The sequence below is a fragment of the Actinomadura rubrisoli genome (assembly GCF_004349215.1).
In the GTDB taxonomy this organism is placed as follows: Bacteria; Actinomycetota; Actinomycetes; order Streptosporangiales; family Streptosporangiaceae; genus Spirillospora; species Spirillospora rubrisoli.
This window is the reverse complement of the sequence record NZ_SMKU01000110.1, coordinates 1-25,908: the sequence shown is the minus strand read 5'-3', so window position 1 is coordinate 25,908 and position 25,908 is coordinate 1. Positions and strand designations below refer to the sequence as shown.

At 71.4% G+C, this 25,908-nt stretch carries 21 protein-coding genes and 1 pseudogene; 10 read left to right on the top strand and 12 right to left on the bottom strand.

Translation table 11 applies throughout. The features are described 5' to 3' along the window. The first annotated feature begins 259 nt into the window (after positions 1-259). Positions 260-1,069: a recombination regulator RecX gene (recX, locus tag E1298_RS21080; protein WP_131895841.1), complete on the top strand. Its 810-nt coding sequence runs from the start codon at positions 260-262 to the stop codon at positions 1,067-1,069. Between the two features lie 481 nt (positions 1,070-1,550). Continuing rightward, on the top strand, positions 1,551-3,122 hold the full coding sequence (rny, locus tag E1298_RS21075; RefSeq protein WP_131895839.1) for a ribonuclease Y: 1,572 nt from the start codon (positions 1,551-1,553) through the stop codon (positions 3,120-3,122). Between the two features lie 47 nt (positions 3,123-3,169). Here rny and E1298_RS21070 read toward each other — a convergent pair whose 3' ends face one another. The 5 genes from E1298_RS21070 to E1298_RS21050 form a co-directional block, all read right to left on the bottom strand. Further along, complete coding sequence (locus tag E1298_RS21070) at positions 3,170-5,161, bottom strand: S9 family peptidase (protein WP_131895837.1); 1,992 nt, start codon at positions 5,159-5,161, stop codon at positions 3,170-3,172. A gap of 182 nt (positions 5,162-5,343) precedes the next feature. After that, positions 5,344-6,342, bottom strand: coding sequence for an amino acid ABC transporter permease (locus tag E1298_RS21065; RefSeq protein WP_131895835.1), 999 nt, complete (start codon positions 6,340-6,342; stop codon positions 5,344-5,346). Continuing rightward, on the bottom strand, positions 6,339-7,019 hold the full coding sequence (locus tag E1298_RS21060; protein WP_131895833.1) for an amino acid ABC transporter permease: 681 nt from the start codon (positions 7,017-7,019) through the stop codon (positions 6,339-6,341). The genes E1298_RS21065 and E1298_RS21060 overlap by 4 nt, the downstream gene beginning before the upstream one ends. Positions 7,020-7,120: 101 nt before the next feature. Further along, positions 7,121-7,990: a glutamate ABC transporter substrate-binding protein gene (locus E1298_RS21055; RefSeq protein ID WP_131895831.1), complete on the bottom strand. Its 870-nt coding sequence runs from the start codon at positions 7,988-7,990 to the stop codon at positions 7,121-7,123. A 36-nt stretch (positions 7,991-8,026) separates the two neighbouring features. Further along, positions 8,027-8,749: an amino acid ABC transporter ATP-binding protein gene (locus tag E1298_RS21050; RefSeq protein ID WP_243725708.1), complete on the bottom strand. Its 723-nt coding sequence runs from the start codon at positions 8,747-8,749 to the stop codon at positions 8,027-8,029. A 352-nt stretch (positions 8,750-9,101) separates the two neighbouring features. On the opposite strand from E1298_RS21050, the gene miaB reads away from it, so the two are divergent. Beyond that, positions 9,102-10,655 (top strand): tRNA (N6-isopentenyl adenosine(37)-C2)-methylthiotransferase MiaB, encoded by a 1,554-nt coding sequence (miaB, locus tag E1298_RS21045; RefSeq protein ID WP_131895827.1) that lies wholly within the window; start codon positions 9,102-9,104, stop codon positions 10,653-10,655. A gap of 216 nt (positions 10,656-10,871) precedes the next feature. Here the strand turns inward: miaB and E1298_RS21040 are convergent, their stop codons facing one another. After that, on the bottom strand, positions 10,872-11,084 hold the full coding sequence (locus E1298_RS21040; protein WP_131895825.1) for an antitoxin: 213 nt from the start codon (positions 11,082-11,084) through the stop codon (positions 10,872-10,874). 113 nt (positions 11,085-11,197) lie between these two features. Here E1298_RS21040 and miaA point away from each other — a divergent pair, with 113 nt between their 5' ends. Both miaA and dapF read left to right on the top strand, forming a co-directional pair. After that, positions 11,198-12,088: a tRNA (adenosine(37)-N6)-dimethylallyltransferase MiaA gene (gene miaA / locus E1298_RS21035; protein ID WP_131895843.1), complete on the top strand. Its 891-nt coding sequence runs from the start codon at positions 11,198-11,200 to the stop codon at positions 12,086-12,088. A 32-nt stretch (positions 12,089-12,120) separates the two neighbouring features. Further along, on the top strand, positions 12,121-12,948 hold the full coding sequence (dapF, locus tag E1298_RS21030; protein WP_131895823.1) for a diaminopimelate epimerase: 828 nt from the start codon (positions 12,121-12,123) through the stop codon (positions 12,946-12,948). Positions 12,949-13,262: 314 nt separating this feature from the next. Here dapF and E1298_RS21025 read toward each other — a convergent pair whose 3' ends face one another. The 3 genes from E1298_RS21025 to E1298_RS50450 form a co-directional block, all read right to left on the bottom strand. Further along, positions 13,263-15,224 (bottom strand): sensor histidine kinase, encoded by a 1,962-nt coding sequence (locus E1298_RS21025; RefSeq protein WP_131895821.1) that lies wholly within the window; start codon positions 15,222-15,224, stop codon positions 13,263-13,265. A 160-nt stretch (positions 15,225-15,384) separates the two neighbouring features. Beyond that, positions 15,385-15,552, bottom strand: coding sequence for a hypothetical protein (locus tag E1298_RS48255; RefSeq protein WP_165975577.1), 168 nt, complete (start codon positions 15,550-15,552; stop codon positions 15,385-15,387). Between the two features lie 96 nt (positions 15,553-15,648). Continuing rightward, entirely contained in the window at positions 15,649-16,290 is a 642-nt protein-coding gene (locus tag E1298_RS50450) for a TetR/AcrR family transcriptional regulator (RefSeq protein WP_131895819.1), read from the bottom strand. 100 nt (positions 16,291-16,390) lie between these two features. Here E1298_RS50450 and E1298_RS21015 point away from each other — a divergent pair, with 100 nt between their 5' ends. The 5 genes from E1298_RS21015 (at position 16,391) to E1298_RS20990 (ending at position 23,397) form a co-directional block, all read left to right on the top strand. Then, positions 16,391-17,380: a hypothetical protein gene (locus E1298_RS21015; protein WP_131895817.1), complete on the top strand. Its 990-nt coding sequence runs from the start codon at positions 16,391-16,393 to the stop codon at positions 17,378-17,380. Between the two features lie 191 nt (positions 17,381-17,571). Next, complete coding sequence (locus tag E1298_RS21010) at positions 17,572-18,573, top strand: ABC transporter permease (protein WP_131895815.1); 1,002 nt, start codon at positions 17,572-17,574, stop codon at positions 18,571-18,573. A gap of 149 nt (positions 18,574-18,722) precedes the next feature. Continuing rightward, positions 18,723-19,550, top strand: coding sequence for an ABC transporter permease (locus E1298_RS49585; protein ID WP_131895813.1), 828 nt, complete (start codon positions 18,723-18,725; stop codon positions 19,548-19,550). Further along, positions 19,547-21,700, top strand: a complete 2,154-nt coding sequence (locus tag E1298_RS48250; RefSeq protein ID WP_207944762.1) for a dipeptide ABC transporter ATP-binding protein — start codon at positions 19,547-19,549, stop codon at positions 21,698-21,700. Before E1298_RS49585 ends, E1298_RS48250 begins: the two co-directional genes overlap by 4 nt. Continuing rightward, entirely contained in the window at positions 21,700-23,397 is a 1,698-nt protein-coding gene (locus tag E1298_RS20990) for an ABC transporter family substrate-binding protein (RefSeq protein ID WP_131895807.1), read from the top strand. Before E1298_RS48250 ends, E1298_RS20990 begins: the two co-directional genes overlap by 1 nt. 45 nt (positions 23,398-23,442) lie before the next feature. On the opposite strand, the gene E1298_RS20985 is transcribed toward E1298_RS20990, so the two are convergent. The 3 genes and pseudogenes from E1298_RS20985 to E1298_RS20975 all read right to left on the bottom strand — a co-directional run. Continuing rightward, positions 23,443-24,162: a hypothetical protein gene (locus tag E1298_RS20985; RefSeq protein ID WP_131895805.1), complete on the bottom strand. Its 720-nt coding sequence runs from the start codon at positions 24,160-24,162 to the stop codon at positions 23,443-23,445. 140 nt (positions 24,163-24,302) lie between these two features. Next, complete coding sequence (locus E1298_RS20980) at positions 24,303-25,589, bottom strand: (Fe-S)-binding protein (protein WP_131895803.1); 1,287 nt, start codon at positions 25,587-25,589, stop codon at positions 24,303-24,305. After that, positions 25,589-25,908: pseudogene (locus E1298_RS20975) on the bottom strand (FAD-binding oxidoreductase); the annotation flags it as partial. The gene E1298_RS20980 and the pseudogene E1298_RS20975, both read right to left, overlap by 1 nt.

The following is a 25,908-nucleotide window of genomic DNA, read 5'->3' as shown; positions in this document are numbered from 1 at the left end:
GCCCCGGCCCCCGCCCCGGCCGTGGCGAAGGCCGCCGCTTCCACCAACGGCAAAAAGACCGCCAAGGCGGCCAAGTCGGTCGATTCCTGACGATGAATCCCTTGATACGGGTGACTCTTGACGACGAGTAAGCGATGATCTCGTGTGTAGGGCGGCGGCGCCTTACCCGGCACCGGCCTGCCGGTGGACGGACCTTCCCCGATGGCGCCGCCGCTCCTGTGGGCACCCGCCTCACCCGGGCCCGCCTCCGGGCCGCCCCATGACGCGCCCGTCGCGCGACCGTCCCAACGACCCGTGGGCCTTCGACACCGGCCAGGGCGGCGGCTCGTCCCCCAATCGCTCCCCGACCCGCGAGCAGCCCGCAAGCAAGGACCCCGGCACCAGAGAACCGGCCGCCACGGGGTCGTCCACCGGGCAACCGTCCACCGGGCAACCGTCCACCGGGCAACCGACCACCGGGCAACCGACCACCGGGCAACCGACCACCGGGCAACCGGCGGCCGGGCAACCGACCACCGAGGGGCGGGCCGGCGGCCGGTCGGCGTCCGCCGGCAAGCGGTCGATGGATCCCGAGGCGATGGCGCGGGAGATCTGCCTGCGCCTGCTGGCCTCGTCGCCCCGCACCCGCTCGCAGCTCGCGGACGCCCTGCGGCGCAAGGACGTCCCCGACGACGTGGCCGAACGCGTCCTGTCCCGCTTCACGGATGTCGGCCTCATCGACGACGAGGCGTTCGCCCAGGCATGGGTCCAGACGCGCCACAACGGCCGGGGCCTGGCCAAGCGCGCCCTCGCCGCCGAGCTCCGCCGGCGCGGCGTCGACAACGAGACCGTCAACGACGCGGTCGAGTCGCTGGCCCCCGATCAGGAGGAACAGACCGCACGCACCCTCATCGCCCGCAAGCTCCGCGCCACCCAGGGGCTCGACCCCGCCAAGCGCACACGGCGCCTGGTCGGCATGCTCGCCCGCAAGGGCTACTCACCGGGCCTGTCGTACCGCGTGGTCAAGGAGGCCCTCGCCGAAGAGGGCACCGACCTGGGCGACCTCTCCGAGCCGCCGTCCTTCGACTGACCGCCTTCCACGGAGCCCTTGCGCAGCCCTGCGGGGGCCTCCAGGTGAACGGCAGGCGACACGCCGGAGAATGACGGGAGCGCTGACCCCGGGCTGACCCTGATCTGACTTGGACAGGTCCATAACGTGGCAGGTCGCCGGGGGTGCCGAGGTCAAGATCCCCCGGTAAGGAAGTACTCACGCCGTCGTTCGGTTAGTCCGGAATGCCCGGGGTTTGCTTGCTCATTACCTCCATGCCGCTTACCGTTACGGCAGTGAGGAGTTACTCCGCGTCTCGCGGATCGTTATACGGCCGAGCACGTTCAGGCAGCTGAGAGGCATAAAGGACACGTTCGTCGACCGATTCCGGCCGAGTCACCGGAGCGCGCGCCGCGCGGCCCGGCGATGTCGTGTACCCGGTCGCCCGACGGGGCGCGAGTAAGTCCTCGCATGGCAGGGCCCCGACTCCCGGCGGGGCCCGCGGCGAGGAAGGAACTGCCTCATGGAGAGCGTCCTGCTGGGTGCAGCACTGCTGGTGACCCTGGCCGCTCTCGTCATCGTCGTCCTCCGGCGCCCAGGCCTGCCGGGAAGGGCCGCGGCGGAGATGTCCCGGGCACAGGGCGAGGCGGACGAGGTCCGCTCCAAGGCCAAGCTGGACGCCCAGGAGGTCCTCGAAAAGGCCGAACGGCAGGCGCGGCAGATCGCCTCCACGACGCGCGAGGAGCTGGAGAAGGAGGGCCGGGCCCTCCGCGGCGACCTGCGGACCCTCAGAGAGGATCTGGAGCGCCGTGAAGCGCGCCTCGCCGAGCGGGAGCAGCGCCTGGACGGCGAGGTCCGGCGCCTGGAGGAGTGGTCGGGCCGGCTCGCCGAGACCAAGCGCACGCTGGAGGCGCGCAAGCAGGAACTGGCCAAGGTCGAGGACGAGCGCCGCCAGGTGCTGGAGCGGGCGGCGGGGCTCACCGCCGAGCAGGCCAAAGGGGAACTGGTCGCGGCGATCGAGAACCAGGCCAAGCGGGAGGCCATCCCGATCATCCGGGAGATCGAGAACTCGGCGCGTTCCGAGGGCGACAAGCGCGCCCGCAAGATCGTGACGCTGGCGATCCAGCGGGTCGCGAGCGAGCAGACGGCCGAGTCGGTCGTGTCGGTGCTGCACCTGCCGAGCGACGAGATGAAGGGCCGCATCATCGGGCGCGAGGGCCGCAACATCCGGGCGTTCGAGACGACCACGGGCGTGAACCTCATCATCGACGACACGCCAGAGGCGGTGCTGCTCAGCTGCTTCGACCCCGTGCGCCGGGAGGTCGGGAGGCTGACCCTGGAGAAGCTCGTCCTGGACGGGCGGATCCACCCGCAGCGCATCGAGGAGATCTACGAGCGCAGCAAGAGCGACGTGGAGCAGCTGTGCGTGCGCGCCGGCGAGGACGCCCTGGTCGAGGTCGGCATCGCGGACATGCACCCCGAGCTCATCGCCCTGCTCGGCCAACTGCGGTACCGGACGTCGTACGGACAGAACGTCCTGAAGCACCTCATCGAGTCCGCGCACATCGCCGGGGTCATGGCGAGCGAGCTGCGGTTGCCGGCCGAGATCGCCAAGCGGTGCACGCTGCTGCACGACATCGGCAAGGCCCTCACCCACGAGGTGGAGGGCAGCCACGCGCTGATCGGCGCGGAGATCGCACGCCGCTACGGCGAGGACGAGGACGTCGTGCACGCCATCGAGGCGCACCACAACGAGGTCGAGGTCCGCACGGTGGAGGCGGTCCTCACCCAGGCCGCGGACGCCGTCAGCGGCAGCCGTCCGGGCGCGCGCCGCGAGTCCCTGGAGGCCTACGTCAAGCGGCTGGAGCGGCTGGAGGAGATCGCCCGCGACCGGCACGAGGGCGTGGAGAAGGTCTTCGCGATGCAGGCGGGCCGGGAGATCCGGGTGATGGTGAAGCCCGACTCGGTCGACGACATCCAGGCGCAGGTCATCGCCCGCGACATCGCCAAGCAAGTCGAGGACGAGCTGACCTACCCCGGCCAGATCCGCGTGACGGTGGTACGAGAATCCCGCGCGATCGAGTTCGCCCGCTAAGGCCACACCCACCCGGTCCCACGTCCCATGTCGACGGGTGTCCGGGGTCAGCCGACTGTCAGGTCGATCGGGTCGACGCCGCGTGGTTGGAAGCCGAGGGTCTGGCCGTAGAACGCCAGTTCGGCCTCCAGGCATGCGATGACGGTGCCCGCCCGGCGGAAGCCGTGGGACTCGCCTTCGAAGGTGAGGTAGGCGTACGGCATCTTCTTGGCGGCCAGTGCCACCGCGAACCGTTCGGACTGGTCGGGGGGCACCACCGGGTCGTTCAGCCCTTGCAGGAGGAGTACGGGGCAGGCCGTTCGGTCGGGGTGGTTCAGGGGCGAGCGCTCCTCGTAGGCGCGTTCGAAGCCGGGCAGGGGACCGATCAGGCCGAACAGGTACTGCGACTCGAAGTCGTGGGTGGCCTCGGCGAAGCTCTGCAGGTCGCTGATTCCGAAGTAGGACGTGGCGGCCTTGAACAGGTCGGTCTGGGTGACCGCTGCGAGCGTCGTCCAGCCGCCTGCGGAGCCGCCCCGGATCGCCAGGCGCGCGGGGTCGGCTATGCCGCCCTCTACGAGGGCCTGGGCCGCGGCGATAGCGTCCTCCACGTCCACTACGCCCCACTGGCGGCGCAGCCGTTCGCGGTAGGCGCGGCCGTAGCCGGTGGAGCCGCCGTAGTTGACGTCGATGACGCCGATGCCGCGGCTGGTGAAGTACGCCCGCTCCAGGTCGAGGACCTTGGAGACGCGGCCGGTGGGGCCGCCGTGCACGAACACCACGTACGGCGGTAGCTCGCCCTCGGGGGCGACGGCGTCCGGGTTGGTGGGCGGGAACACGTAGGCGTGGACGGGGCGTCCGAACGGCCCTTCGAGGCGTTCCGCGCGGGGCCTGGACAGGTAGGCGACGTCGGGGAGCTCGGGCAGCTCGCGGCGCAGGCCCTCGACGCGGCCGGTGGTGGTGTCGATGCGCACCACGGACGGCGGGACGTCCGGGCCGCCGCCGATGCCGACGATGGTGGTGCCGTCGGCCGACAGCTGCGGCAGCCAGTGCTCGTAGGGGACCTCCAGGTCGATGAGGTCCAGCGTCTCCGGGTCGTAGATGCCGAGGCGCAGGTCGCCCTCGCCGTGCAGGACGGCGAGGCGCCCGTCGCCCAGCAGCGCGTACGGCATGCCGCCGAGCTGCCACAGCGGGCCGGTGAACTCCTCCTCGGCCGGGTACTGCGCCTGCGGGGACTCCCCGTGCAGGCCGACCTGGTAGATGTTCCACCAGCCCGGCCAGTCGGAGATGACGTAGAGGGACTCGTCGTCGCGCCACAGGGGCGCCACGGCCGACTCGGTGAGGCCGCCCTTGACGGTGCGGGGCGCGACCGTCTTGCCGTCCTCGATGACCGCCACGCGCAGTTCGGTGCCGTCCCAGGGCATCCGCGGGTGGTTCCACTGCACCCAGGCCAGGTGGCCGCCGCTGGGGGACGGCGCGGGGCCGGCGTAGAAGTGGGCGCCGGTCACCAGCTCGCGGATGGCGCCCGCGTCCTCCGCGGCGCGCCCGTCCAGGGGGACGGCCACGATGGCGCGCCGGATCCCGGCGACGCCCTCCTCGCCCTCGGACGGCGCCGCGATGTGGCCCTCGCACACGCACCAGATCTCGGTGCCGTCGGGGGACAGGACGTAGTCGGCGTAGCGCAGGCCCGCCGGGACGGCCGGCTCCGGGGTCAGCGGGTACGGCTTCGGGTCGCCCGCGTCGAGCCGGTGGAGGCGCTGGTCCTCGTAGTTGGAGAAGACGATCGACTGGCCCTCGGCGGTGGGGACGGCCAGGTAGGACCGTCCGCCGTACTCGTGCACGCGGGTCCGGGCGTCCCAGGGGGCCTGCAGCAGCTCCGTCCGGTGACCGCCGTTGAGGTGGATGACCGTGGTCCGCCCGCCCTCCTCGGGCCGGGTCTCCTGCCACCACACGTCATCGCCCGCGACAGTGGGGAAACTGAGGCGCAGCCGGGCGCGGGCGACATCGGCCGCAGAGATGGGTGAGGGCCAGGAGCCGTAGGGAAGGGTCGCACGAGCGGTCATACCAGGAATCGTCCCGCATACGGGGATCGGTTGGGGCCATGACGGGCGGTTTGAATTCGGAAAGATACAAGCCGGTCACCGGGCGACCCACCGGTAACACCAGCGTCCGGCATCGTGGACGGTGAAGGGGCGCCGCCGGGTCCCCGGCGGCGCCCCTTCGGACGGATTCGAACGTGACGGCCTTAGACCGGGCCAGATCCGATCTCGCCCGCCGTCACCATGCCGGGCCCGGCCGGCATGCCGACGTCGCCGCCCATGGTCTTGGCGGCGGTCTTGCGGCTGCGGCGGCTGCGGCGCTCCAGCAGGGTCGCCAGGCGGCTCACCGACATGTTGATCCCGATGTAGATGATCCCGACGACGATGCCCGCCGGGATGATGTTGTTGCCGTAGTTGGCGGGCACCTGCTTGAAGCCGGCCTGCAGCAGCTCGCCGTAGGCGATGATGAAGCCGAGCGCGGTGTCCTTGAGCAGCACCACGAGCTGGCTCACGATCGCCGGCATCATCACGGTGACCGCCTGCGGCAGCAGGACGAGGCGCAGCACGCCGTTCTTGCGCAGGCCGACCGAGTACGCGGCCTCGGACTGCCCCTTCGGGATCGACAGCACCCCGGCCCGGACGATCTCCGCGAGGACGGAGCCGTTGTACATCACCAGGCCGAACACCACGGCCGCGAACGCGGGGACGACGACCGTCCCGGCGTTGATCTCGACGCCGAAGATGAAGAAGAAGTTGTCGACGGCGACGCGCTGGAACGTCCCCAGGGAGGACTCCGCGATCGACGGGCTGACCTTGTTCGGGATGAAGAAGGCCAGGAAGATCAGGATCAGCAGCGGGATCGCCCGGAAGAACTCGACGACGACCGCGGCCGGGATCCGCACCCACCAGTGGTCCGAGAGCCGCGCCAGGCCGAAGACCACACCGAACAGGATGGCCAGGACCGAGGCGACGGCGGCGGCCTTCAGCGTGTTCCACAGGCCCGGCAGGATCAGGCCGTCCCACACCTTCCATTCCAGGAACGGGTCCCAGAGCCGTCCCGCGAACTGCCCTCTGTCCTGGAGGCGCACCACCAGGAGGGCCAGGAGCCCGAGCAGGACCAGGGACGAGATGGCGGTCAGTACCCGGTTGCGGGCGCGCGCGCGAGGCCCGGGAGCGTCGAACAGGACGTTCGCTTCTTTGCTCATCGTGCCACCGCCATCCGTTTGGCCAGCCAGCCGAAGAAGAACCCGGTCGGCAAGGTCAGGATCATGAAGCCCACCGCCACCCCGATGAACAGCGGGATCGCGCCGCTGCTGAAGGACGGGGTGTCCAGGATGCCCTTCATCTCCGCCGCGGCCTCGGCGTACCCGGCCGCCGACGCCACCGTCGTGTTCTTGATCATGGCGATGAAGATGCTGCCGAGCGGGCCGATGACCGAGCGGAACGCCTGCGGCAGAATGATCATGCGGAGGGACTGCATGAACGTCAGCCCGACCGACCGCGCCGCCTCGGCCTGGCCGAGCGGCACCGTGTTGATCCCCGAGCGCAGCGCCTCGCAGACGAACGCCCCGGTATAGCCGGACAGCCCGAAGACGGCCCACCAGTAGTAGCTGCTGTTCCCCCCACTGAACTTCAGATCCAGTTCGTCGTTGAGGCCGAGGCTGCACATGAGCAGGACGAGCGTCAGCGGGGTGTTGCGCAGCACGTTGACGTAGACCGTCCCGACGGTGCGCAGTACAGGGACCGGGGAGACGCGGAAGCTCACCAGGATCGTGCCGATGAGCGCGGAGAGCACGGCGGCGAGCGCGGCCAGGCGGATCGTCGCCCAGAAGCCCTGAAGGAGCGTGTCGCTTTGGTCGAAGACCGGGCCGAAGTCAAACATTGCTTAGCTGTTCCATGGCGTTCCAGCGGGTCGGGTCATGCCGGTGTCTCCCCAGGGGCCGGCCCCTGGGGAGACACCCGCGTGACGGGCTCGGCCTCGGATCAGGCGCAGCCTTCCATCTGCGGGACGGTCGTGGTGGGCTTCAGCCCCGTGCCGGCGAAGTGCTTGTCCAGCAGGGTCTTGGCGGTGCCGTCGGAGTACATCTGCGTGATGGCCTCGTTGACGGCCTCGCAGGTCTCCTTGTCGCCCTTCTTGATGCCGACGCCGTACTTCTCGTCCGTGAAGGGGGCGCTGATGACCTTGAACGCGCCCTTCTGCTGGTTGGCGAAGCCGGCCAGGATCAGGTCGTCGGTGCTGACCGCGTCGACCGCGCCGTTCTTGAGCTTGGCGGCGCACTCGGAGTAGCTGGACGCGTCGGCGAGGTTGACGCCCTTGATGGCGAGCTTGCCGTCCGGCGGGCCCTCGGTGATGCGGCGGAAGGAGTTGGACCCGGCCGCCTTGCACAGCTTCTTGCCCTTGAGATCCTGGGGCTTCTTGATGGCGTTGTCGTTCGCGCGGACCATCGTGTCCTGGTGGGCCACGTAGTAGGGCCCGCCGAAGGTGATCTGCTTCTTGCGCGCGTCGGTGATGGAGTAGGTGGCGATGACGAGGTCCACCTGGCCGCCGCCGAGGAACGACTCGCGGTTCGCCGAGGTCGTCTCCTTGAAGGTGACGCCGTTCTCCGGGACGCCGAGCTTCTTGGCGATGTACTTGGCGACGTCCACGTCGAAGCCGTCGAAGGTGCCGTCGGGCTTCTTCAGCCCCAGCGACGGCTGGTCGAACTTGATGCCGACGGTCAGTTTCTTGTCGTCCTTGGCCTTCTGGACGACCGTCTTGGCCTTGGTCTTCTCGGTGTCGCTGCCACAGGCGCTGACCGCCAGGGACAGCGCCATCCCCGCGCCGATGAAGGCGGCGAAACGACGTACTCGCACTCGTCTACCTCTGCTTTCCTGCCGGAGCCCCGCGGCTCAGTGCGTGAGGATCTTGGAAAGGAAGTCCTTCGCGCGGTCGGTGCGCGCGTTGGTGAAGAACTCGTCGGGCGTGTTCTCCTCCACGATCTGGCCGTCCGCCATGAACACGACCTTCTGCGCGGCCCTGCGGGCGAACCCCATCTCATGGGTGACCACGATCATCGTCATGCCGTCCCGGGCCAGGCCCGTCATGACGTCGAGCACCTCGTTGACCATTTCCGGGTCCAGCGCCGAGGTGGGCTCGTCGAACAGCATCACCTTGGGCCTCATGGCGAGGGAGCGCGCGATCGCGGCGCGCTGCTGCTGCCCACCGGAGAGCTGTGCGGGGTACTTCTGGGCCTGGTTGGCGATGCCGACCCGGTCCAGCAGCTCCATGGCGTGCTTCTCGGACTCCTGCCTGCCCTGCTTGCGGACCTTGACGGGCCCGAGCGTGACGTTCTCCAGGATCGTCTTGTGGGCGAACAGGTTGAACGACTGGAACACCATGCCGACGTCGGCGCGGAGCTTCGCGAGCTCCTTGCCCTCCTTCGGCAGTTCCTTGCCGTCCACGAGGATCTTGCCGTTGTCGATGGGCTCCAGCCGGTTGATCGACCGGCACAGGGTCGACTTGCCGCCGCCGGAGGGGCCGATGACGACGACGACCTCGCCTCTGTTCACCGTGAGGCTGATGTCCTTGAGGACGTGCAGCTCGCCGAAGTGCTTGTCGACGTGCTCGACCACGACGAGGGGCCCGGCGCCCGGGGTCGCGTTCTCCGGCCCGTCGCCCTTGGTGAGCTCGGGCCCTCCTTCGCTGTCCGTCATGCGCTCGGACTTTACGTCATCGGCATTGACGGGCAAGCCTCCGAGCGGTACCGATACGATCACGAAAACCCATGTCGGCGGGCGGATTCGGGCGATTTACGGGGTTCGCTGGGACGGGTGGTGCGCGGCGTGGCGGCCGTTCTGTAACTCACCGGTAACCATTCGGTGATCATGGACGCCGGACGTGGTCGATCATGGCCTGGGCGGACGCCGATCATGACGCCGATCATGTCCGGCGGACCGCGCCCGACGCGTACCCTTGGTGACTGTCATGAGTGCGCCTATGGAGACCGGCACCCGCACGTACGAAATCCGTACCTACGGGTGCCAGATGAACGTCCACGACTCCGAGCGGCTGTCCGGGCTCCTGGAGTCGGCCGGCTATGTCCGCGCCGGGGACGCCCAGCCCGATGTGGTGGTGTTCAACACCTGCGCCGTACGGGAGAACGCCGACAACCGGCTGTACGGCAACCTGGGCCACCTGCGTCCGGTCAAGGACGGCCGTCCCGGCATGCAGATCGCCGTGGGCGGCTGCCTGGCGCAGAAGGACCGCGACACCATCGTCAAGCGGGCGCCGTGGGTGGACGTGGTGTTCGGCACCCACAACATCGGTTCCCTTCCCGCGCTGCTGGAACGCTCGCGCGTCCGGCAGGAGGCGCAGGTCGAGATCGAAGAGTCCCTGGTGACCTTCCCCTCGACGCTGCCGACGCGCCGGGAGTCGCCGTACGCGGCCTGGGTGTCCATCTCCGTCGGCTGCAACAACACGTGCACGTTCTGCATCGTCCCGGCGCTGCGCGGCAAGGAGCGCGACCGCCGCCCCGGGGAGATCCTCGCCGAGGTCGAGGCGCTGGTCGCCGAGGGCGTCCTGGAGATCACCCTGCTCGGCCAGAACGTCAACGCCTACGGTTCGGGCTTCGGCGCCCTTGGCGCCGCGCCGGACGAGGTGCGCGCGATGACCGCGGGAGGCCAGTCGGCGTTCGCCGGGCTCCTGCGCGCCTGTGGCGGCGTGGCGGGCCTGGAGCGGGTCCGGTTCACCTCGCCGCACCCCAAGGACTTCACCGACGACGTCATCGCCGCCATGGCCGAGACGCCGAACGTGGTGCCGTCGCTGCACATGCCCTTGCAGTCCGGCTCGGACGCGGTGCTGCGGGCGATGCGCCGCTCGTACCGGCAGGAGCGCTACCTCGGGATCATCGGGAAGGTCCGGGCCGCGATCCCGGACGCGGCGATCACCACCGACATCATCGTGGGCTTCCCCGGCGAGACCGAGGAGGACTTCCGGCAGACCCTGCACGTGGTGCGGGAAGCCCGTTTCTCCTCCGCCTTCACGTTCCAGTACTCCAAGCGCCCCGGCACCCCGGCCGCGAGCATGGACGGGCAGCTGCCGAAGGAGGTCGTCCAGGAGCGGTACGAGCGACTGGTCGCCCTCCAGGAGGAGATCTCCTGGGAGGAGAACAAGAAGCAGCTCGGCCGCACCCTGGAGGTGCTCGTCGCCGAGGGCGAGGGCCGCAAGGACGGCGCCACCCATCGCCTGTCGGGCCGTGCGGCGGACAACCGCCTCGTCCACTTCCGGGCGCCGGACGAGCCGGTCAGGCCCGGCGACATGGTCACCGTCGAGGTGACCTACGCGGCGCCGCACCACCTGGTCGCCGACAAGCCCGCGCAAGGTGTCCGCCACACGCGCGCGGGCGACGCCTGGGAGGCGCGCCAAGGCAAGACGGAAGCGGTGCAGAAGGGCGTATCGCTCGGGATGCCGTCCATCGGACGGCCGGCCCAGGCCGCCTCTGCCGTCCACGCCGCGTCGGGCTGCTCGACCTGCCCCTGAACCCGGGCGTGATTTCCCGGGCGCGCGCGGGCTCCCGCGACGCGGCCGTGGCGCGCGCTGGTGCGGCCGACGCCGCCGCCCTGGCCGCTCTAGAGGCGCCGGGTCGGCCCGGAAGCTTCAGGCAGCCGGGCGGGCGGCGTGGCAGGTGCTCGCCGACGAGGCGCCGTACGGTCTCGGCCACCTGGCCGCGAGCTCGTCGCGGATCGACCGCGCGGGTCAGCGGGGCTGGCCGGCGCCGGGCGTCCCGCCGCCTTGCTCGCCCTCACCCCGGTCGATGTAGTCGCCGGCCTTCTCCTGGGCCTTGTCGACCTTGTCGGAGTACTTGCCGCCGGTCTTCTGGTCGAACATGTCCCCGCCCTTTTCCACGCCCCTCTTGGCCTGGTCGGAGTGCTGTCCGAGCATCTGCTTGACCTTGTCGACGATGGACATTCGGTTCCCCCCGGATCCCTCGTCCCGATGGCGCCGCGCGACCTCGCACGGCACCCGTACAACCCGGGTATACCCGTTCTGTTGCCACAATCAAGCCTGTGACCTCTCCAGATGTGATCGCCGTCGTCGGGGCGACCGCCGCCGGCAAGTCCGACCTCGCCGTGGAACTGGCCCTGCGCCTGGACGGGGAGGCGGTCAACGCCGACTCCATGCAGCTGTACCGCGGCATGGACATCGGCACCGCCAAGCTCACCCGGGACGAGATGCGCGGCGTCCCCCATCACCTCCTGGACGTCTGGGACGTGACCGTGACGGCGAGTGTGGCCGAGTACCAGCGGCTCAGCGCCGACGTGATCGCCCAGATACGGGCCCGGGGCCGGGTGCCGGTCCTGGTCGGCGGATCCGGCCTGTACGTGCGGGCCGCGCTCGATCGCATGGAGTTCCCGGGGACGGACCCGGCCGTCCGCGCGCGCTTGGAGGGCGAACTGACGGAGGTGGGCTCGGACGTCCTGCACGAGCGGCTGCGCGGCCTCGACCCCGCGGCGGCGGAGGCGATCCTGCCGAGCAACGGGCGCCGGATCGTCCGCGCCCTGGAGGTGATCGAGATCTCCGGCCGCCCGTTCACCGCCACGCTGCCCGAGCATCGCTACAGATACGACACGGTCGTGCAGATAGGGCTGAGCGTGCCCCGCGACCGGCTGGACGAGCGGATAGCCCTGCGGGTCGAGCGGATGTGGGACGCGGGCCTGGTCGATGAGGTCCGGGCCCTGGAGAAGCGGGGGCTTCGGGACGGGCTGACCGCCGGGCGCGCTCTTGGCTACGCGCAGGTACTCCGGTTCCTAGCGGGGGAGTGGACGCAGGAGCAGGCCAAGGAGGAGACCATCCGGACGACCCGGCGCTTCGCCCGCCGCCAGGAGTCGTGGTTCCGCCGCGACCCGCGCGTCCACTGGCTCCCGTACGACGCGCCCGACCTGGCCGAACGGGCCCTCGGCCTGATCCAGTGAGCCCGCTGTGGCGAAGGCCGTACGATCGGGTAATGCGTTTCGTCAAGGGGCACGGCACCGAGAACGACTTCGTGATCCTGCACGATCCGGACGGCGCCCTGGATCTCACGCGGGAGGCCGTCGCGCGGCTGTGCGACCGGCGGGCCGGGATCGGCGCCGACGGCGTCCTGCGCGTCGTCCGGACGAAGGCGGCCGGGGTCGACGGCGACATCGACACCGCGGGCGCCGAGTGGTTCATGGACTACCGCAACGCCGACGGCAGCATCGCCGAGATGTGCGGCAACGGGATACGGGTCTTCGGCCGCTACCTGGTCGCGTCGGGGCTCGCCGCCCCGGGCGAGTGGGACGTGGCCACGCGGGGCGGGCCGAAGCGCGTGACGCTGGGCCCGTCCGGTGACGTGAGCGTGGACATGGGGCCGCCCGCCCTGCTCGGTCCGGGCGAGGCTTCCCTGGCGGGCGAGGTGTTCCAGGGCAGGCGCGTCTCCATGGGCAACCCGCATCTGGCGTGCCGTGTGGACGGGCCGGTCGCCGCGCTCGACCTGTCGCGCGCCCCGGGCTTCGACCCGGTGGTCTTCCCGGACGGCGTGAACGTCGAGTTCTTCCGCGCCGTCGGCGAGCGGCACCTGGAGATGCGGGTGTTCGAGCGCGGCTCCGGCGAGACCCGCTCGTGCGGTACGGGGACCGTGGCCGCGGTCGCCGCGGCCGCCGCGGAGACGGGCAGTGAGGCCCTGCCGGAGGGCGTCTGGACCGTGGACGTTCCCGGCGGACGCGTGACCGTCACCCTTGACGACGGGACCAGTCACCTGAAGGGCCCCGCCGTCCTCGTCGCCGAGGGGGAGACATGTCGCGACTGGCTCTGATCGACCCCTCTCCGACCAGGGTTTCGGCGATTTCCGGGGCGGTCCCGGATCGAACGGGACAGAAGTCCCTCTCCACCGGGACCTTCTGGGGGTAGATTTCTTTTTGCACACCCTCTGGTGAATGGCCCGTATGGACCGGGATGGGAGCCCCGTTCCGTACGGAGCCCGAGGGCCGGTGGCGACCTTCTTGGCGGGGGGCGGTCACCGGCCCTCCCACCGGGTGGCGCAGCGGACCACCGGATTCTCACCGGGTTGAGTCGAAGAACAGCGGGCCGGCGTCCGGGAACGTCCAAGAACAGCGAATACAGCGGGTTCTACGGATGGGCGCCGTTGACCGGCAACCGGGCGCGGACGAGAGTGCCGCCCTTCGGGCCGGGCCCGACCGTACAGGATCCGCCCAGCTCGGTCGCACGCTCGCGCATGGAGGACATGCCGATGCCGGAACGCACCTGGGGAGGCAGCCCCACCCCGTCGTCGCCGACGGTGACGTGGAGGTCGCCGTTCAGGTACAGCCGCACCACGGCGCAATCGGCCCTCGCATGCCGGTGCACGTTCGTGAGCGCCTCCTGGACGATCCGGTACGCCGCGACCTCGGCGGCGGCGGGCAGGCGCTCCAGGTCCCCTTCGACGTGGACGTCCACCTTCGGGCCGTCCCCCGTGGCGACGACCCCGCCGAGCGCCTGGATCGCGCCGGCCAGTCCCAGGTCGTCCAGCGCGGGCGGCCGCAGCCCGTACACGAGCTCGCGGATGTCGCCGATCGTCCGCCCCATCGTGGCGCGCAGGTTCTCCAGCAGCCCGTCGGCGGCGTCGGGGTCGCTCTTCAGCGTGATGCGCGCCGCGTCCACCGTCATGGCGAGGCTGGCCAGCGTGGGGCCGAGCCCGTCGTGCAGGTCGCGCCGCAGCCGCCGCCGCTCCTCCTCGCGCGTGCGCAGGATGCGCTCCTTGGAGCGCTGCACGTCCGCCGCGAGCCGCGCCGCGTTCGCGAGCTCGGCGAGGTTGCGGGCCAGGACGCCGGACAGGCGCGCGTCCGGCGGGCGGTTGACGCCGAACAGCAGCCGGCCCACCGGCTCCCCGTGCCAGACCAGCGCGATGAGCTGCGGCCGGTCGCCGAGCAGGCCGTCCTCCGCCGAGATCGTCCGGCCGTCGCGGTCGAGGACCTCGATGATCACGCCGGACGCGTGCAGCGCCGAGCGCGCCACCTCGGCCGCCACGGCGAGCGCGGCGCCCGGGTCGGCGGCGGTCTGCAGCCGCCGGTTGAGGCGGTCGGCGATCCGGTACGGGTCGCGCTCGCCGTGGATCAGCCCGTCGACGGCGCGCTGGAGCCGCCGCCGGACGGGCTCGAACACCACGCCCGCCACGATGGCCCCGACCAGGCCCGCCAGGGTGCCGCGCCCGGCGACCAGCAGGCTCGCCGAGCCGACCAACGCGAAGTACACGCCCGTGATGACCACGACCAGGCCCGCGTACACCAGCGTCCGGCTGACGACCAGGTCGATGTCGTACAGCCGGTAGCGGGTGATGGCGATCGCGATGCAGATCGGGACGGCGGCGATCGTGACGTTGCGCAACGGATCTCCGATCGGGCTGTTCTCGCCGACGTAGATGATGGCCTGGGCGAGCACGCCCGGGTAGACGACCCAGCCGATCTGCCGCCGCACGTCCGGCGGCGACCGGACGAACCGCACCGCCATCGACGCGAGGCCGCCCAGGAGGGTCGCGACGATGAGCGCGCTGATCGGCGGCGGAATCTCCTCGAAGGGGTAGACCGAGACCCCGTTGTGGAAGCGCCGCGCGTCCGGGTCGATGGTCAGGTGCACGCACACCACGACCGGGACGAGGCACGCCATCACCAGGAGGGGCCGGCACCAGCGCGCCACCAGCCGTCCGTCCGGGAAGATCAGGGGCAGGACGAGGGTGAGCGCGAAGGTGTCGATGGCCCACAGCCACGTGCCGAGCCAGGTGAGGAACCCCGCCCCGGCCCAGTGGTGCAGCTCGAACCACGGCCCGAGATTGAGCACCAGGACGTAGACGGCCGCGCTGAACCCCGAGCCGAGCATGAGCCAGCCGACCGTGAGCCCCGGCCGGTGCCGCAGCAGCGTCGCCGCCGCGGGCGTCCAGAAGAGCGCGATGACGATCTCGGGGTGCCACCAGACCAGCCGCAGGTCCCGGGGCAGCCGGGTACCCAGGATCAGGGACGCGGCGACGATCAGGATCGCCGCGAGGGCAAGCAGGAACGCCGTGCGTCCCACCCTGCGGTCGAGTTCCACCGTCTCCATTGTGCGCTCCCGGATCAAAGGTAATGGAATGTTAAAACGTCCTGCTCTCTGTCCTGGAGTCACAAGGGCGTCCGTCTCAGGACACCGGGACCCCTCCCTGCGGAAACTGACCGCGTCGCGGACCGCGCGCGCGTGTCGCGATGGTAACCGCGGGTCGCTTTCACCGGTACCGGGCCGAGCGGCGCGGGCGGCGGCTCACGAGCTCGAACAGGGGCGGGTTCGGAGCGCCGCCGACGCCGACCGGATGGTGGACGGCGTCCTGGTGAACGACGGCCTGGGCGGTGGCCTGGGCGGCGGTGCGCTCGGCGGCGCGGATCACAACGGACATGAAGCACTATCCCTACGGCGAACAACACACTTACGCCGTAGGACGCACATCAAGGCCACAACGAGCACAGCCCTCACAGAACTCGCACAAGAACGGTCAGGCGCGCGAGTGATTCTGGGTCTGGTTCACGAGGACGGCCGTCAGCATGCTGTCGCGGGACAGGGCCCGCACGCCGTGCTGTAGGTCGTCCGGGGTGACGTCCTCAAGGATGAGGTGCTGCAAGACGAAGCCGGGCATGAGACCGAAGAGCGTCTTGCCTGCGGCCTGGACGTCCGTGTCGGGGGGCAGCAGGCCGGCCTCGACGAGCCGGCGGGCGTAGAACGTCCAGGTGCCGCGCAGGTTGACGATGGTGTCCCGCGCGTAGCGGCCGAGTTCGGCGTCGCACATCGCGAGCCCCCACGCCTGCGGCGCGAGGCGCACCGGCCCGTTCTCCCCGGCCAGGCTGACGACCTTGGACGCGAGCCTGACGACGACCTCGTCCAGCGGGGGGAGCGGGTCGCGGCGGACGAGTTCGTCGAAGTAGGTGTGGAGGTCGCCGATCACCGTGGACATGATGGCCTCGATGATCGCGTTCTTGCTCTTGAAGTAGCGGTAGACGGCCCCGGCCGAGAGCCCCGACTCGGCGAAGATGTCCTGCATGGACGTCGCGTGGATGCCCCTGCGGATGAAGCAGGCGCGGGCGGCGTCCAGGATCTGCCGGCGGCGCCGTTCCAGGTGTTCCTCGCTCACTCGGGGCATGGCACCAATATAAAACGAACGTCCGTTCTTGACAAGTCCGGGAGGCCGATGCGACGCTGATGCCATAAAGAACGGACATCCGCTTTTATTGGAGACGGCCGTGAAGTCCTCCCTCGCTCGACGCGCCCTCGGCGTGGCCGCCGGCGCGGCGCTCCTGCAGCTGATCATGATCATCGCCTTCGCGTGGCCCGCGGCGCGGATCGCGCCGCGCGACGTGCCGGTCGTCGTGGCCGGCCCGCAGGCCGCCGCCGTCGCCGGGCGGCTGGCGCAGGAGCGGCCCGGCGCGTTCGACATCAAGACACGCCAAGACGAGGCGGGCGCGCGCGCAGCACTCACCGACCGAGAGGCTTATGGCGCCATCGTCACGACACCGTCCGGGCCGAAGGTGCTCACCGCGTCCGCGGCCTCGCCGGCCGTCGCGCAGCAGCTCGGGCAGATGGCCCAGAACCTGGCGCGTCCCGACGGACGGGCGGCACCCGCCGCGCCCGTCCAGGACGTGGTCGCCGCCGACCCCGACGACCCGCGCGGCACCGGATTCGGAGCCCTCGCCCTCCCGCTGATCATGTCCGGCATCGCCGGCTCGGTGCTGCTGACGTTCGCGATCACCGCGGTCGCGTGGCGGGCCGCCGGCGTGGTGCTGTTCGCGGTGCTCGGCGGGCTCGGCTCGGCGGGCGTCGCCCAGGGCTGGCTGTCGCTGCTGCCGGGCTCCTACCTGGCGCTGGCCGGGGTGATCGCGCTGGCCGTCCTCGCGGTGACCGGCACCGTCGTCGGCCTGGCCACCGCGCTCGGACGGGCCGGGATCGGCGTCGGCGCCCTGCTGTTCCTGCTGCTCGGCAACCCGCTGTCGGCCGCGACCTCGGCGCCCGAGCTGCTCCCGCGGCCGTGGGGCGAGATCGGGCAGGCGCTCCCGCCCGGCGCGGCGGTCACCCTGCTGCGCTCCACGGCGTTCTTCGACGGCGCCGGGTCCGCGGGGGCCCTCGCCGTCCTCGCCGCGTGGGCCGCCGGCGGGTTCGCGCTCATCGCGCTCGGCGGGTGGCGCGGCCGCGCCAAGGAGGAACCCGCCATCGAGAGGGAGCCGATCTTGGCCTGAACCCCGTCAGGTGCAAGCCCGCCCTGGCCCGAGCCTGGGCAAGGGCACGCGAATCGTGGCGAGTCGGTCCCTCCTGCCGAGGGCGGCTCGCCACTCGCCGTCGAAATGGGGCGAGCCCCGGCGTTTCTCCGCGCTGCGAGTAGGCGGTCAGTAGCATTCTGTAATTGATCTGTACACCGGGGAGGGGGGACATGGCGGCGTTCCTTCTGCGCCGGACGGCGAACTACGCCGTGCTCGTCGTGCTGGCCGCGAGCCTCGCCTACCTGCTCGCGGCGGCCGCGCTCAGGCCGCGCGCCAACTTCGAGGACCGCGCGCCCCGTCCGCCCGAGGCCGTCGTCGACGCCCAGCTCACCCGGCTCAACCTCAACGACCGCACCCCGCTGGCCGACCGCTACCGCACGTGGGCGGCGGGCGTCGCGCGCGGCGATTTCGGACGCACCTGGCAAGGCGAGCCCGTCACCCCGGAGCTGTGGCGACGCCTGGGCGTCTCCCTGCGCCTGCTGCTGCTCGGGGCCGTCCTGGGCAGCGTGCTGGGCGTCCTGCTCGGCGCCTACGCCGCCGTCAGGCGCGGCCAGGCCGCCGACAGGTTCATCACGCTCGGCTCCTATCTGCTGCTGGCCATGCCCGTGTTCGTGCTAGCGGTCCTGTTGCAGATCGCAGCGAGCAGGGCCAACGACGCCATCGGCCTCCACGTCTTCGCGTGGGTCGGTGAGTCCACGCCCGGCGCGTCCGAGGGACCGTTCGGCGCCTTGGGCGGCGCAGGTGACCGCATGCGCCATCTGCTCCTGCCCACCGCCACGATCGCGCTCTCCCAACTCGCCCTCTACAGCCGCTACCAGCGCAGCATGATGCTGGACGTGCTGAACGCCGACTTCGTCCGCACGGCCCGTGCCAAGGGGCTGCGGCGCCGCGGCGCGCTGCTCCGGCACGGCCTGCGCACGGCGCTGATCCCGATGACGACCTACTTCGCCTACACCTTCGGCCTGCTGCTCCTCGGCGGGATGTTCACCGAGAAGATCTTCGGCTGGCACGGGATCGGCGAGTGGCTGGTCGACTCCGTCACCCGGGGCGACGTCAACGTGGTCGCGGCCGTCAACTGCCTCGCCGCCTGCGGGGTGCTGCTGGCCGGGCTGGCCTCGGACGTCGTGTACGGGATCCTGGACCCCCGCGTCCGCACCGGGGTGGCGGCGTGACCGCGGACCTCGCCCCCTGCACCACCGGGCACGGCCCCGGCCGTGGCGCAGGACACGGCCGGGGGGACGACCCGGCGCCACCGTCCCGGAGCAGGGTACGGGCCGCACTGGTGGCTGTGGCCCGGCGCGCGGCGCGCGCGCGGCGTCTGATGCGCAGCCGGAGGGTCGTCGCCGGGCTGGTCCTGCTGCTTCTGCTGTTCCTGCTGGCCTTCACAGGGCCGCTGGTGTCGCCCTGGGGATGGGACGACACCGACTTCGCGTCGTTCCGGGAGGGACCGTCCGCCCGGCACTGGCTGGGGACGACGCAGAGCGGCAGGGACGTGTTCGCCCTCACCCTGCGCGGGATGCAGAAGTCCCTGCTGATCGGCCTGTTCGTCGCCGTGATCTCGACCGGGCTCGCCGCCGTCGTCGGCACCGCGGCCGGGTTCGCGGGCGGCTGGCTCGACCGGGTCCTGATGTGGGGCGTCGACCTGCTGCTGGTGCTGCCCTCGCTGCTGGTCATCGCCGTGCTGGCGCCCCGGCCGGCCGGGGGCTGGCCGGTGCTGGTGCCGCTGCTGGCCGCGTTCCTGTGGATGACGACCGCGCGGGTGGTGCGGGCCATGACGATCTCGCTCCGGGAGCGCGAGTACGTGCTGGCCGCCCGGTTCCTCGGCGTGAGCGCGCCGCGGGTGATCGTCCGCCACATCCTGCCGCAGCTGACGTCGCTGCTGGTCGTGGACGCGAGCCTGAACGTCAGCGTCGCGGTCATCGCCGAGAGCGGGCTGTCCTACCTCGGCTTCGGCGTGCGGCCGCCCGACGCCTCGCTCGGCACCGTCATCGCCGATGGCCGGAGCACCGCGACGAGCTGCCCGTGGCCGTTCGGCTTCGCCGCGGGGCTGCTCGTCCTCCTCGTCCTCGCCGTGAACCTACTGGGGGACGGGCTGCGCGACGTCCTGGACCCCGCGTCCGAGCCCCGGCGGACGGGGACCGGGCGGTGAACGTCCTGGAGGTCACCGATCTGCGGGTCGGCTACGCCCCGGGCGTGCGCGCCGTGCGCGGGGTGGATTTCACGGTCGCGCCGAGCGAAGTGCTCGGGATCGTCGGTGAATCGGGGTCCGGCAAGACCGCGCTCGCCCTCGCCATGATGGGGTTGCTTCCACCGCACGCCCGCGTGACGGGATCGGTGCGGTTGTGCGGCGACGAGCTGATCGGACGGTCGGACGCGGAGCTGTCCCGGGTGCGGGGCAAGGACCTGGCGATGGTGTTCCAGGACCCGCTCTCGGCGCTCACACCCGTCTACCCGGTGGGCGACCAGATCGCCGAGACCATCAGGGTCCATGCGGGCGCCACGCGGGCGGCGGCGCGCGCGCGGGCCGTCGAACTGCTCGACCTGGTCGGGATACCGGGAGCGGCGCGGCGGGCGCGCGCCTACCCGCACGAGTTCTCCGGCGGCATGCGGCAGCGCGTGATGATCGCGATGGCGATCGCCAACGACCCCGTCGCCATCGTCGCCGACGAGCCGACCACCGCGCTCGACGTGACGATCCAGGCGCAGGTCCTGGACGTCCTGCGCGTCGCGAAGGAGGCCACCGGCGCCGCGATCGTGCTCATCACGCACGACCTCGGCGTGGTCGCGGGTTTCGCCGACCGCGTCATGGTGATGTACGCGGGCCGCGCCGTGGAGTCCGGCCCGGTCGACGAGATCTACCGGCGCCCGCGCATGCCCTACACGATCGGGCTGTTGCAGTCGCTGCCCCGCATCGACGGGATCGCCGGACGGTTCGCGGAGGGCGCTCCCCAGCAGGACCGCCAGCAGGACGTCAAGCCGGCCGGTGAGCAGGACGGCGGCCCGAGGCGGGGGAGTGGCGGGCGGAAGGCCCCGGCCGAAGGCGTGCCTCCCGGGGCCTCGGCGGAGGTCACCGGGTGCCCGTTCCTACCGCGCTGCCCGGTCGCGACCGTGGAGTGCGCCGGCGAGGAGCCGGAGCCCGTTCTGGTGGGCCCGTCCGGCCACACGGCCGCATGCGTCAACACGGTCGCGACCGTCGACCCCGCTGGGGTCTTCCCAGTAGAGGACACCGGAGTGAGTGCTGTGCCGCGACCTGGGCGACCGCCCAGGGCGGAGCGTTCGATCGTGCTGCAGGTGGAGGATCTCGTCCGTTACCACCCGCTCTACCGGGGGACGCTCCTCAAGCGCCGCGCCGGTGCCGTGCGCGCCGTGGACGGCATCGGATTCGACGTCCGGGAGGGGGAGACGCTCGCGCTGGTGGGCGAGTCGGGCTGCGGCAAGACCACGGCGCTGATGGAGATCCTGCGGCTGTCCCGCCCGCAGCGGGGGCGCGTCGCCGTCCTCGGCGAGGACACGGCCGCCCTGCGCGCCGCCCATCGCAGGGCCCTGCGGCGCGACGTCCAGGTCGTCTTCCAGGACCCGTTCACGTCCCTGGACCCGCGGATGCGCGTCGCCGACATCCTCGCCGAGCCGCTGACCACGCACGGCGTGCCGGCGCCCAGGATCGGCGACCGCGTCCGGGAGCTGCTGAAGCTGGTGGGTCTGGAGACCGTCCACGCGGAGCGCTACCCACATGGCCTGTCCGGCGGGCAACGGCAGCGCGTGGGCATCGCCAGGGCGCTCGCCCTGCGACCGCGACTGCTGCTCTTGGACGAGCCAGTAGCGGCCTTGGACGTGTCCGTGCAGGCCGGTGTCATGGACCTGCTGGAGGAGCTGCGCGCCCGTCTCGGCCTGGCGTACCTGTTCGTCGCCCATGATCTGGCGGTCGTCCGGCGCATCGCCGACCGTGTCGCCGTCATGTACTTCGGCCGCATCCTGGAGATCGGGGCCGTGGACGATGTGTACGGCGATCCGGCCCATCCCTACACACGCGCGCTGCTGGACGCCGTTCCGCTGCCCGATCCGGGCCTGGAGCGCCGCCGCCGTCGCGTTCCCTTGCAGGGCGAGCCTCCCGACCCCACGGCTCCGCCCGCGGGCTGCCGGTTCCGTTCCCGGTGTCCGCGCTACGCCACGCTCAACGCGGTCCAGAGCCGCCTTTGCGACGAGCACGATCCCGAGCCCCGCGACATCGCCGCCCACCGTGACGCCGACCGGCGGGTGGCCTGCCACCATCCTCTCGTCGAGACCGGGGACGAGCGGTGATGTCCCCGGAGCGTGTACGGCGCGCGGTGGCCGCCGCGGTCCTGGCCGTCGTGGCGGTGGCCGGGAGTGGATGCGCTGGGCCGAGCCATGGGCAGTCCAGGACGTACGCGTCCGGACGGCTTCCGGCGTACGACATCAACCCGGTGCCCCGCGACCGCATCACCAACGGCGGGACGTTGCGCTGGCCGCTGCCGGAGTTCCCGACGCAGTGGAACTTCAACCATGTCAACGGCACGAAGGGCGTTGTCGAGCAGATCGTCCAGGGTGCGTTGCCCTATCTCATGCGCGCCGACGAGAAGGCCGTGCCGCACCCCGTCCGGGAGTATCTCCAGTCGGCCGAGCTCAAGCGGACCGAGCACGGCCAGTCCGTCACCTACCGGCTCAACCCCCGCGCCAGATGGTCGGACGGGACCCCCATCGGCTACCGCGATTTCGCCGCGCAGGCGCGCGCGCTCTCCGGACGGGACCCGCGCTACCAGGTGTCCACGGTCACCGGGTACCGGCAGATCGAACGGATCGAACCGGGCCCCCGGGGCAACGTGGTCAAGGTGACCTTCAACGGGACGTACGCCGACTGGCGGACCCTGTTCAGCCCCCTGTATCCGGCAGCGGCCTATTCCAGCCCGGCCGCGTTCAACGCCGCGTGGGTGAATCGGATGCCCGTCACGGCGGGGCCGTTCAAGTTGCGGGGCATCGACCAGACCGCCAAGACCGTCACCATGGTCCGCGACCCCGCCTGGTGGGGCGCGCCCGCCAAGCTCGACCGGATCGTCTACCGCACCATCGACGCCGGCGCGGTGCCCGGCGCGTTCGCCAACAACGAGATCGACCTGATGGACATCGGTCTGGACGCGGGCGCCCTGCACCGGGCCTTGCGCGTCCCCGGCGCCGCCGTCCGCAGGGCCGGCGGGCCCGACTGGCGCCAGTTCACCTTCAACGCCGCCGGGCCGATCCTGTCCGACGCCCGCGTCCGGCAGGCCGTCATGCTCGGCATCGACCGCCGGGCCATCGCCCGTTCCGACCTGTCCGGCCTGGACGTGCCCGTGCAGACGCTCGGCAACCACTTCTACGTCAACACCCAAGACGGCTATCAGGACAACTCCGGGGAGCTCGGAGGGTACGACCCGGCGCGAGCCAGGCGGCTCCTGGACGAGGCGGGCTGGGCACCTCACGGGAAGTACCGGGCCAAGGGCGGACGGGTTCTGGCGTTGCGGTTCGTGGTTCCGTCCGGAGTGCCCGGCGGCAAGCAGGAGGGCGAGCTGGCGCGCGCGCTGCTCGAACGCGTAGGCGTCCGGGTGGACATCGAGCCCGTCCCCGCCGACGACGTCTTCGACCGGTACGTCACCCCGGGCGACTTCGATATCGTCCCGTTCTCCTGGCTCGGTACGTCGTTCCCGGTGTCGCCGATGAAATCGGTGTTCGCGCGGCCTCACGGTGACCGCATCCAGCAGAACTACACCCGCACCGGGACGGCGGCCCTCGACGCGGCCATGGACCGTGCGATAGCGGAAGTGGATCCGGCGAAGGTCCACGTCCTTGTGAACCACGCCGATCGGCTCGTCTGGCGCCAGGCGTCCGTCCTGCCGCTCTACCAGCGGCCCCAGATCTTCGCCACGCGGGCGGATCTGGCCAACATGGGCGCCTGCGGATTCTACGAACCCGCCTATCAGGACATCGGGTTCACGAACCGGGCCTGAGCGGGCGACTCCGGGGAGGCCCTTGTAAAGGGCTCTTCCGGAGGGTCAGGGGAAGGCGAGCTCGATGCCCTTGCGGTCACTGGTGAAACGGGCGTTCCACACGTAGAGCCGCAGGGCGTCGGCCGACAGGGCGTCCTTGACGGGCAGGTCGGAGGCGATCCGCACGAGGTAGGACGCCCCCGCGGGGATCATGGTGTCGCCGTTGTCGTCGATCGGCGGCTTGGACCCGTCCAGCCGGGCGGTGATCTTGCTGTGGTTGGGCAGCGTGCACAGCTCGTCCGGGATCCCTGCCTGCGGCATGCACCGCTCCAGCGCGGACGGCGGGATCTGCGAGCGCGGCATGAACAGGTCGGCCGGGTAGTCCAGCAGGACGGGCCGTCGCTGGCTGTTGGTGAGGACGTAGTCGGCGTAGGCGTAGCTCGTCCCGTCGGGCGGGGCCTGCGTGGCGCCGAGCGGGTGGCGGTCCGTCCCCGCCCTGACGGCCGCGAGGCTGTAGCCGTAGCCCTCCGGGGTGGTGAAGTTCAGCGGGGGACCGGCCTTCGGGGCGGGCCCCGCCGAGCCCTGCGCGCCGGAGTCGCCCTGGCTGGCCAGCGACGGCCGGGCGGTCTTGTCGCCGGTGTCCGTGCCCGTCCGGAGGAACACGATCCCGCCCGCCACGGCGGCGATCCCGACGACTCCGGCGACGGCCCCGGCGAGGCCCAGGCGCCCTGCTGTGCTGTGCTTTCTTCGGCGATGCGAGTGGTAACCGTTGTGACTGTTGGACATGGTCTTCCGTGCTCCCTCTGGCCCGTTCAGGCTCAGTAAGCGCGTCCTGCCTCCAGGGCCAGACACGATACAGGACACCCGGATCGACGGCCGAGGGGCGCCCTCTGGAGGGGATTTGCCTGAATGTCCTGGTCAGGTGCCTACGAAGCACGCCCCAGAAGGGCCTCACGGCCGAGCCCGCGCAAGGAGGCGTCCAGCACCTGCGCGGTGTGCGCGACCGCGATGTCCGCGCCGCGGCGGCGCAGCGCGGTGGCGATCTGCATCGAGCATCCGGGGTTCGCGGCGACCAGTAGTTCGGCTCCGGTGGCGTCCACGTTCACCGCCTTGCGTTCGCCCAGGGCGGAGGCCGCCTCCGGTTGGAGCAGGTTGTAGGTCCCGGCGGAGCCGCAGCAGATGTCGGGGTCGGCGATCTCCCTGACGGTCAGCTCCGGGATCCCGGCCAGCAGCGCGCGCGGCTGGCCGCGGACGCCCTGCGCGTGGGAGAGATGGCAGGCGTCGTGATAGGCGAGCGTGACCGGAAGCGGCCCGCGTTCGGCGCGGGGCCCGAGCTCCACGAGGAACTCCGCCAGGTCCCGGGTCTTGGCCGACAGCGCGGCCGCCCGTCCCGACCAGTCCGGATCGTCCGCGAGCAGATCCCGGTAGTCCTTCATCGCCGACCCGCAGCCCGCCGCGTTCACCACGACGACGTCGACGGCCTCGAACGTCTCGACCGTCCGGCGGGCGAACGCGCGGGCCTCCTCCTCGCGCCCGGAGTGCAGCGACAGCGCCCCGCAGCAGCCCTGGCCCTTCGGGATGACCACGTCGCAGCCTTCGAGCGCCAGGACGCGCGCCGTGGCCGCGTTGACACCCGGGAAGAACTCGCCCTGCACGCAGCCGGTCAGCATCCCGACGGTGGCGCGCCGATCCCCGCGCGCGGCGACGCGCCCGGGGAGCCTGGGGGCCTTGCCGAGCGGCGGCGCGAGCCGCTCTATGGCCGCGAGGGACGGTGAGAGGCGCTCCAGCAGCCCGGTACGGCGGACGAGACGGTCGAGGCCCGTCCGCTGGTAGACGCGCAGAGGGCCGCGCAGGGCGCGCAGGCGACGGCGGTAGGGGAACAGCTGGAAGATGGCCTCGCGTATCACGCGCTCTTGCAACGGACGAGGGTGCTCGCGCTCCACGTCGGCCCGGGTCATCTCGATCAGCCGGTCGTACTGCACGCCGGACGGGCAGGCCGTCACACAGGCCATGCACCCGAGGCACTGGTCGAAATGCTCGACCATCGGTGCGCTGAGCGGTGCGCCGTCCGCGTGCTGCTGCATCAGGTGGATCCGGCCCCGGGGAGAGTCCATCTCCTCGCCCCACAGGACGTAGGTCGGGCAGGTCGGCAGGCAGAAGCCGCAGTGCACGCAGTCGCCGAGGAGCTTCGGGAGGTCGTCCTGGTCGCTCACTAGATTCCTCCCACGAAGCGGCCGGGGGACAGCCGGTGATCGGGATCGAACTGGTCCTTGACCCGGCGCATCAGCGCGAGGGCCGGGACGGGCCCCCAGAAGTCGATTGCGCCGCGCGCCTCCTGCGGCGTGTAGCGGACGATCGCGCGGCCGTTGTGACCGGCCAGGACGTCGCGGAGCGATCCAAGGACGGCGGCCACATCGCCCGGTGCCAGCCCTGCGGGCAGGCCCACGTGACCGTGCCCGCTCCCGCTCCACGTCACGGCGATCCCCGGCCGCGCCTTGTCCAGGGCGGTGAGGAGGTGGGGGAGTGCGGTGG

Bases quoted from the DNA above. Each gene is read 5' to 3' on its own strand.
- recX (WP_131895841.1), top strand. From the start codon at position 260: ATGACGCGCCCGTCGCGCGACCGTCCCAACGACCCGTGGGCCTTCGAC.
- E1298_RS20990 (WP_131895807.1), top strand. From the start codon at position 21,700: ATGTCCCCGGAGCGTGTACGGCGCGCGGTGGCCGCCGCGGTCCTGGCC.
- E1298_RS20985 (WP_131895805.1), bottom strand. From the start codon at position 24,162: ATGTCCAACAGTCACAACGGTTACCACTCGCATCGCCGAAGAAAGCAC.
- E1298_RS21065 (WP_131895835.1), bottom strand. From the start codon at position 6,342: ATGAGCAAAGAAGCGAACGTCCTGTTCGACGCTCCCGGGCCTCGCGCG.
- E1298_RS21010 (WP_131895815.1), top strand. From the start codon at position 17,572: ATGGCGGCGTTCCTTCTGCGCCGGACGGCGAACTACGCCGTGCTCGTC.
- dapF (WP_131895823.1), top strand. From the start codon at position 12,121: ATGCGTTTCGTCAAGGGGCACGGCACCGAGAACGACTTCGTGATCCTG.
- rny (WP_131895839.1), top strand. From the start codon at position 1,551: ATGGAGAGCGTCCTGCTGGGTGCAGCACTGCTGGTGACCCTGGCCGCT.
- E1298_RS49585 (WP_131895813.1), top strand. From the start codon at position 18,723: ATGCGCAGCCGGAGGGTCGTCGCCGGGCTGGTCCTGCTGCTTCTGCTG.
- E1298_RS50450 (WP_131895819.1), bottom strand. From the start codon at position 16,290: ATGCCCCGAGTGAGCGAGGAACACCTGGAACGGCGCCGCCGGCAGATC.
- E1298_RS21070 (WP_131895837.1), bottom strand. From the start codon at position 5,161: ATGACCGCTCGTGCGACCCTTCCCTACGGCTCCTGGCCCTCACCCATC.
- E1298_RS21040 (WP_131895825.1), bottom strand. From the start codon at position 11,084: ATGTCCATCGTCGACAAGGTCAAGCAGATGCTCGGACAGCACTCCGAC.
- E1298_RS21060 (WP_131895833.1), bottom strand. From the start codon at position 7,019: ATGTTTGACTTCGGCCCGGTCTTCGACCAAAGCGACACGCTCCTTCAG.
- E1298_RS21025 (WP_131895821.1), bottom strand. From the start codon at position 15,224: ATGGAGACGGTGGAACTCGACCGCAGGGTGGGACGCACGGCGTTCCTG.
- miaB (WP_131895827.1), top strand. From the start codon at position 9,102: ATGAGTGCGCCTATGGAGACCGGCACCCGCACGTACGAAATCCGTACC.
- E1298_RS48255 (WP_165975577.1), bottom strand. From the start codon at position 15,552: ATGTCCGTTGTGATCCGCGCCGCCGAGCGCACCGCCGCCCAGGCCACC.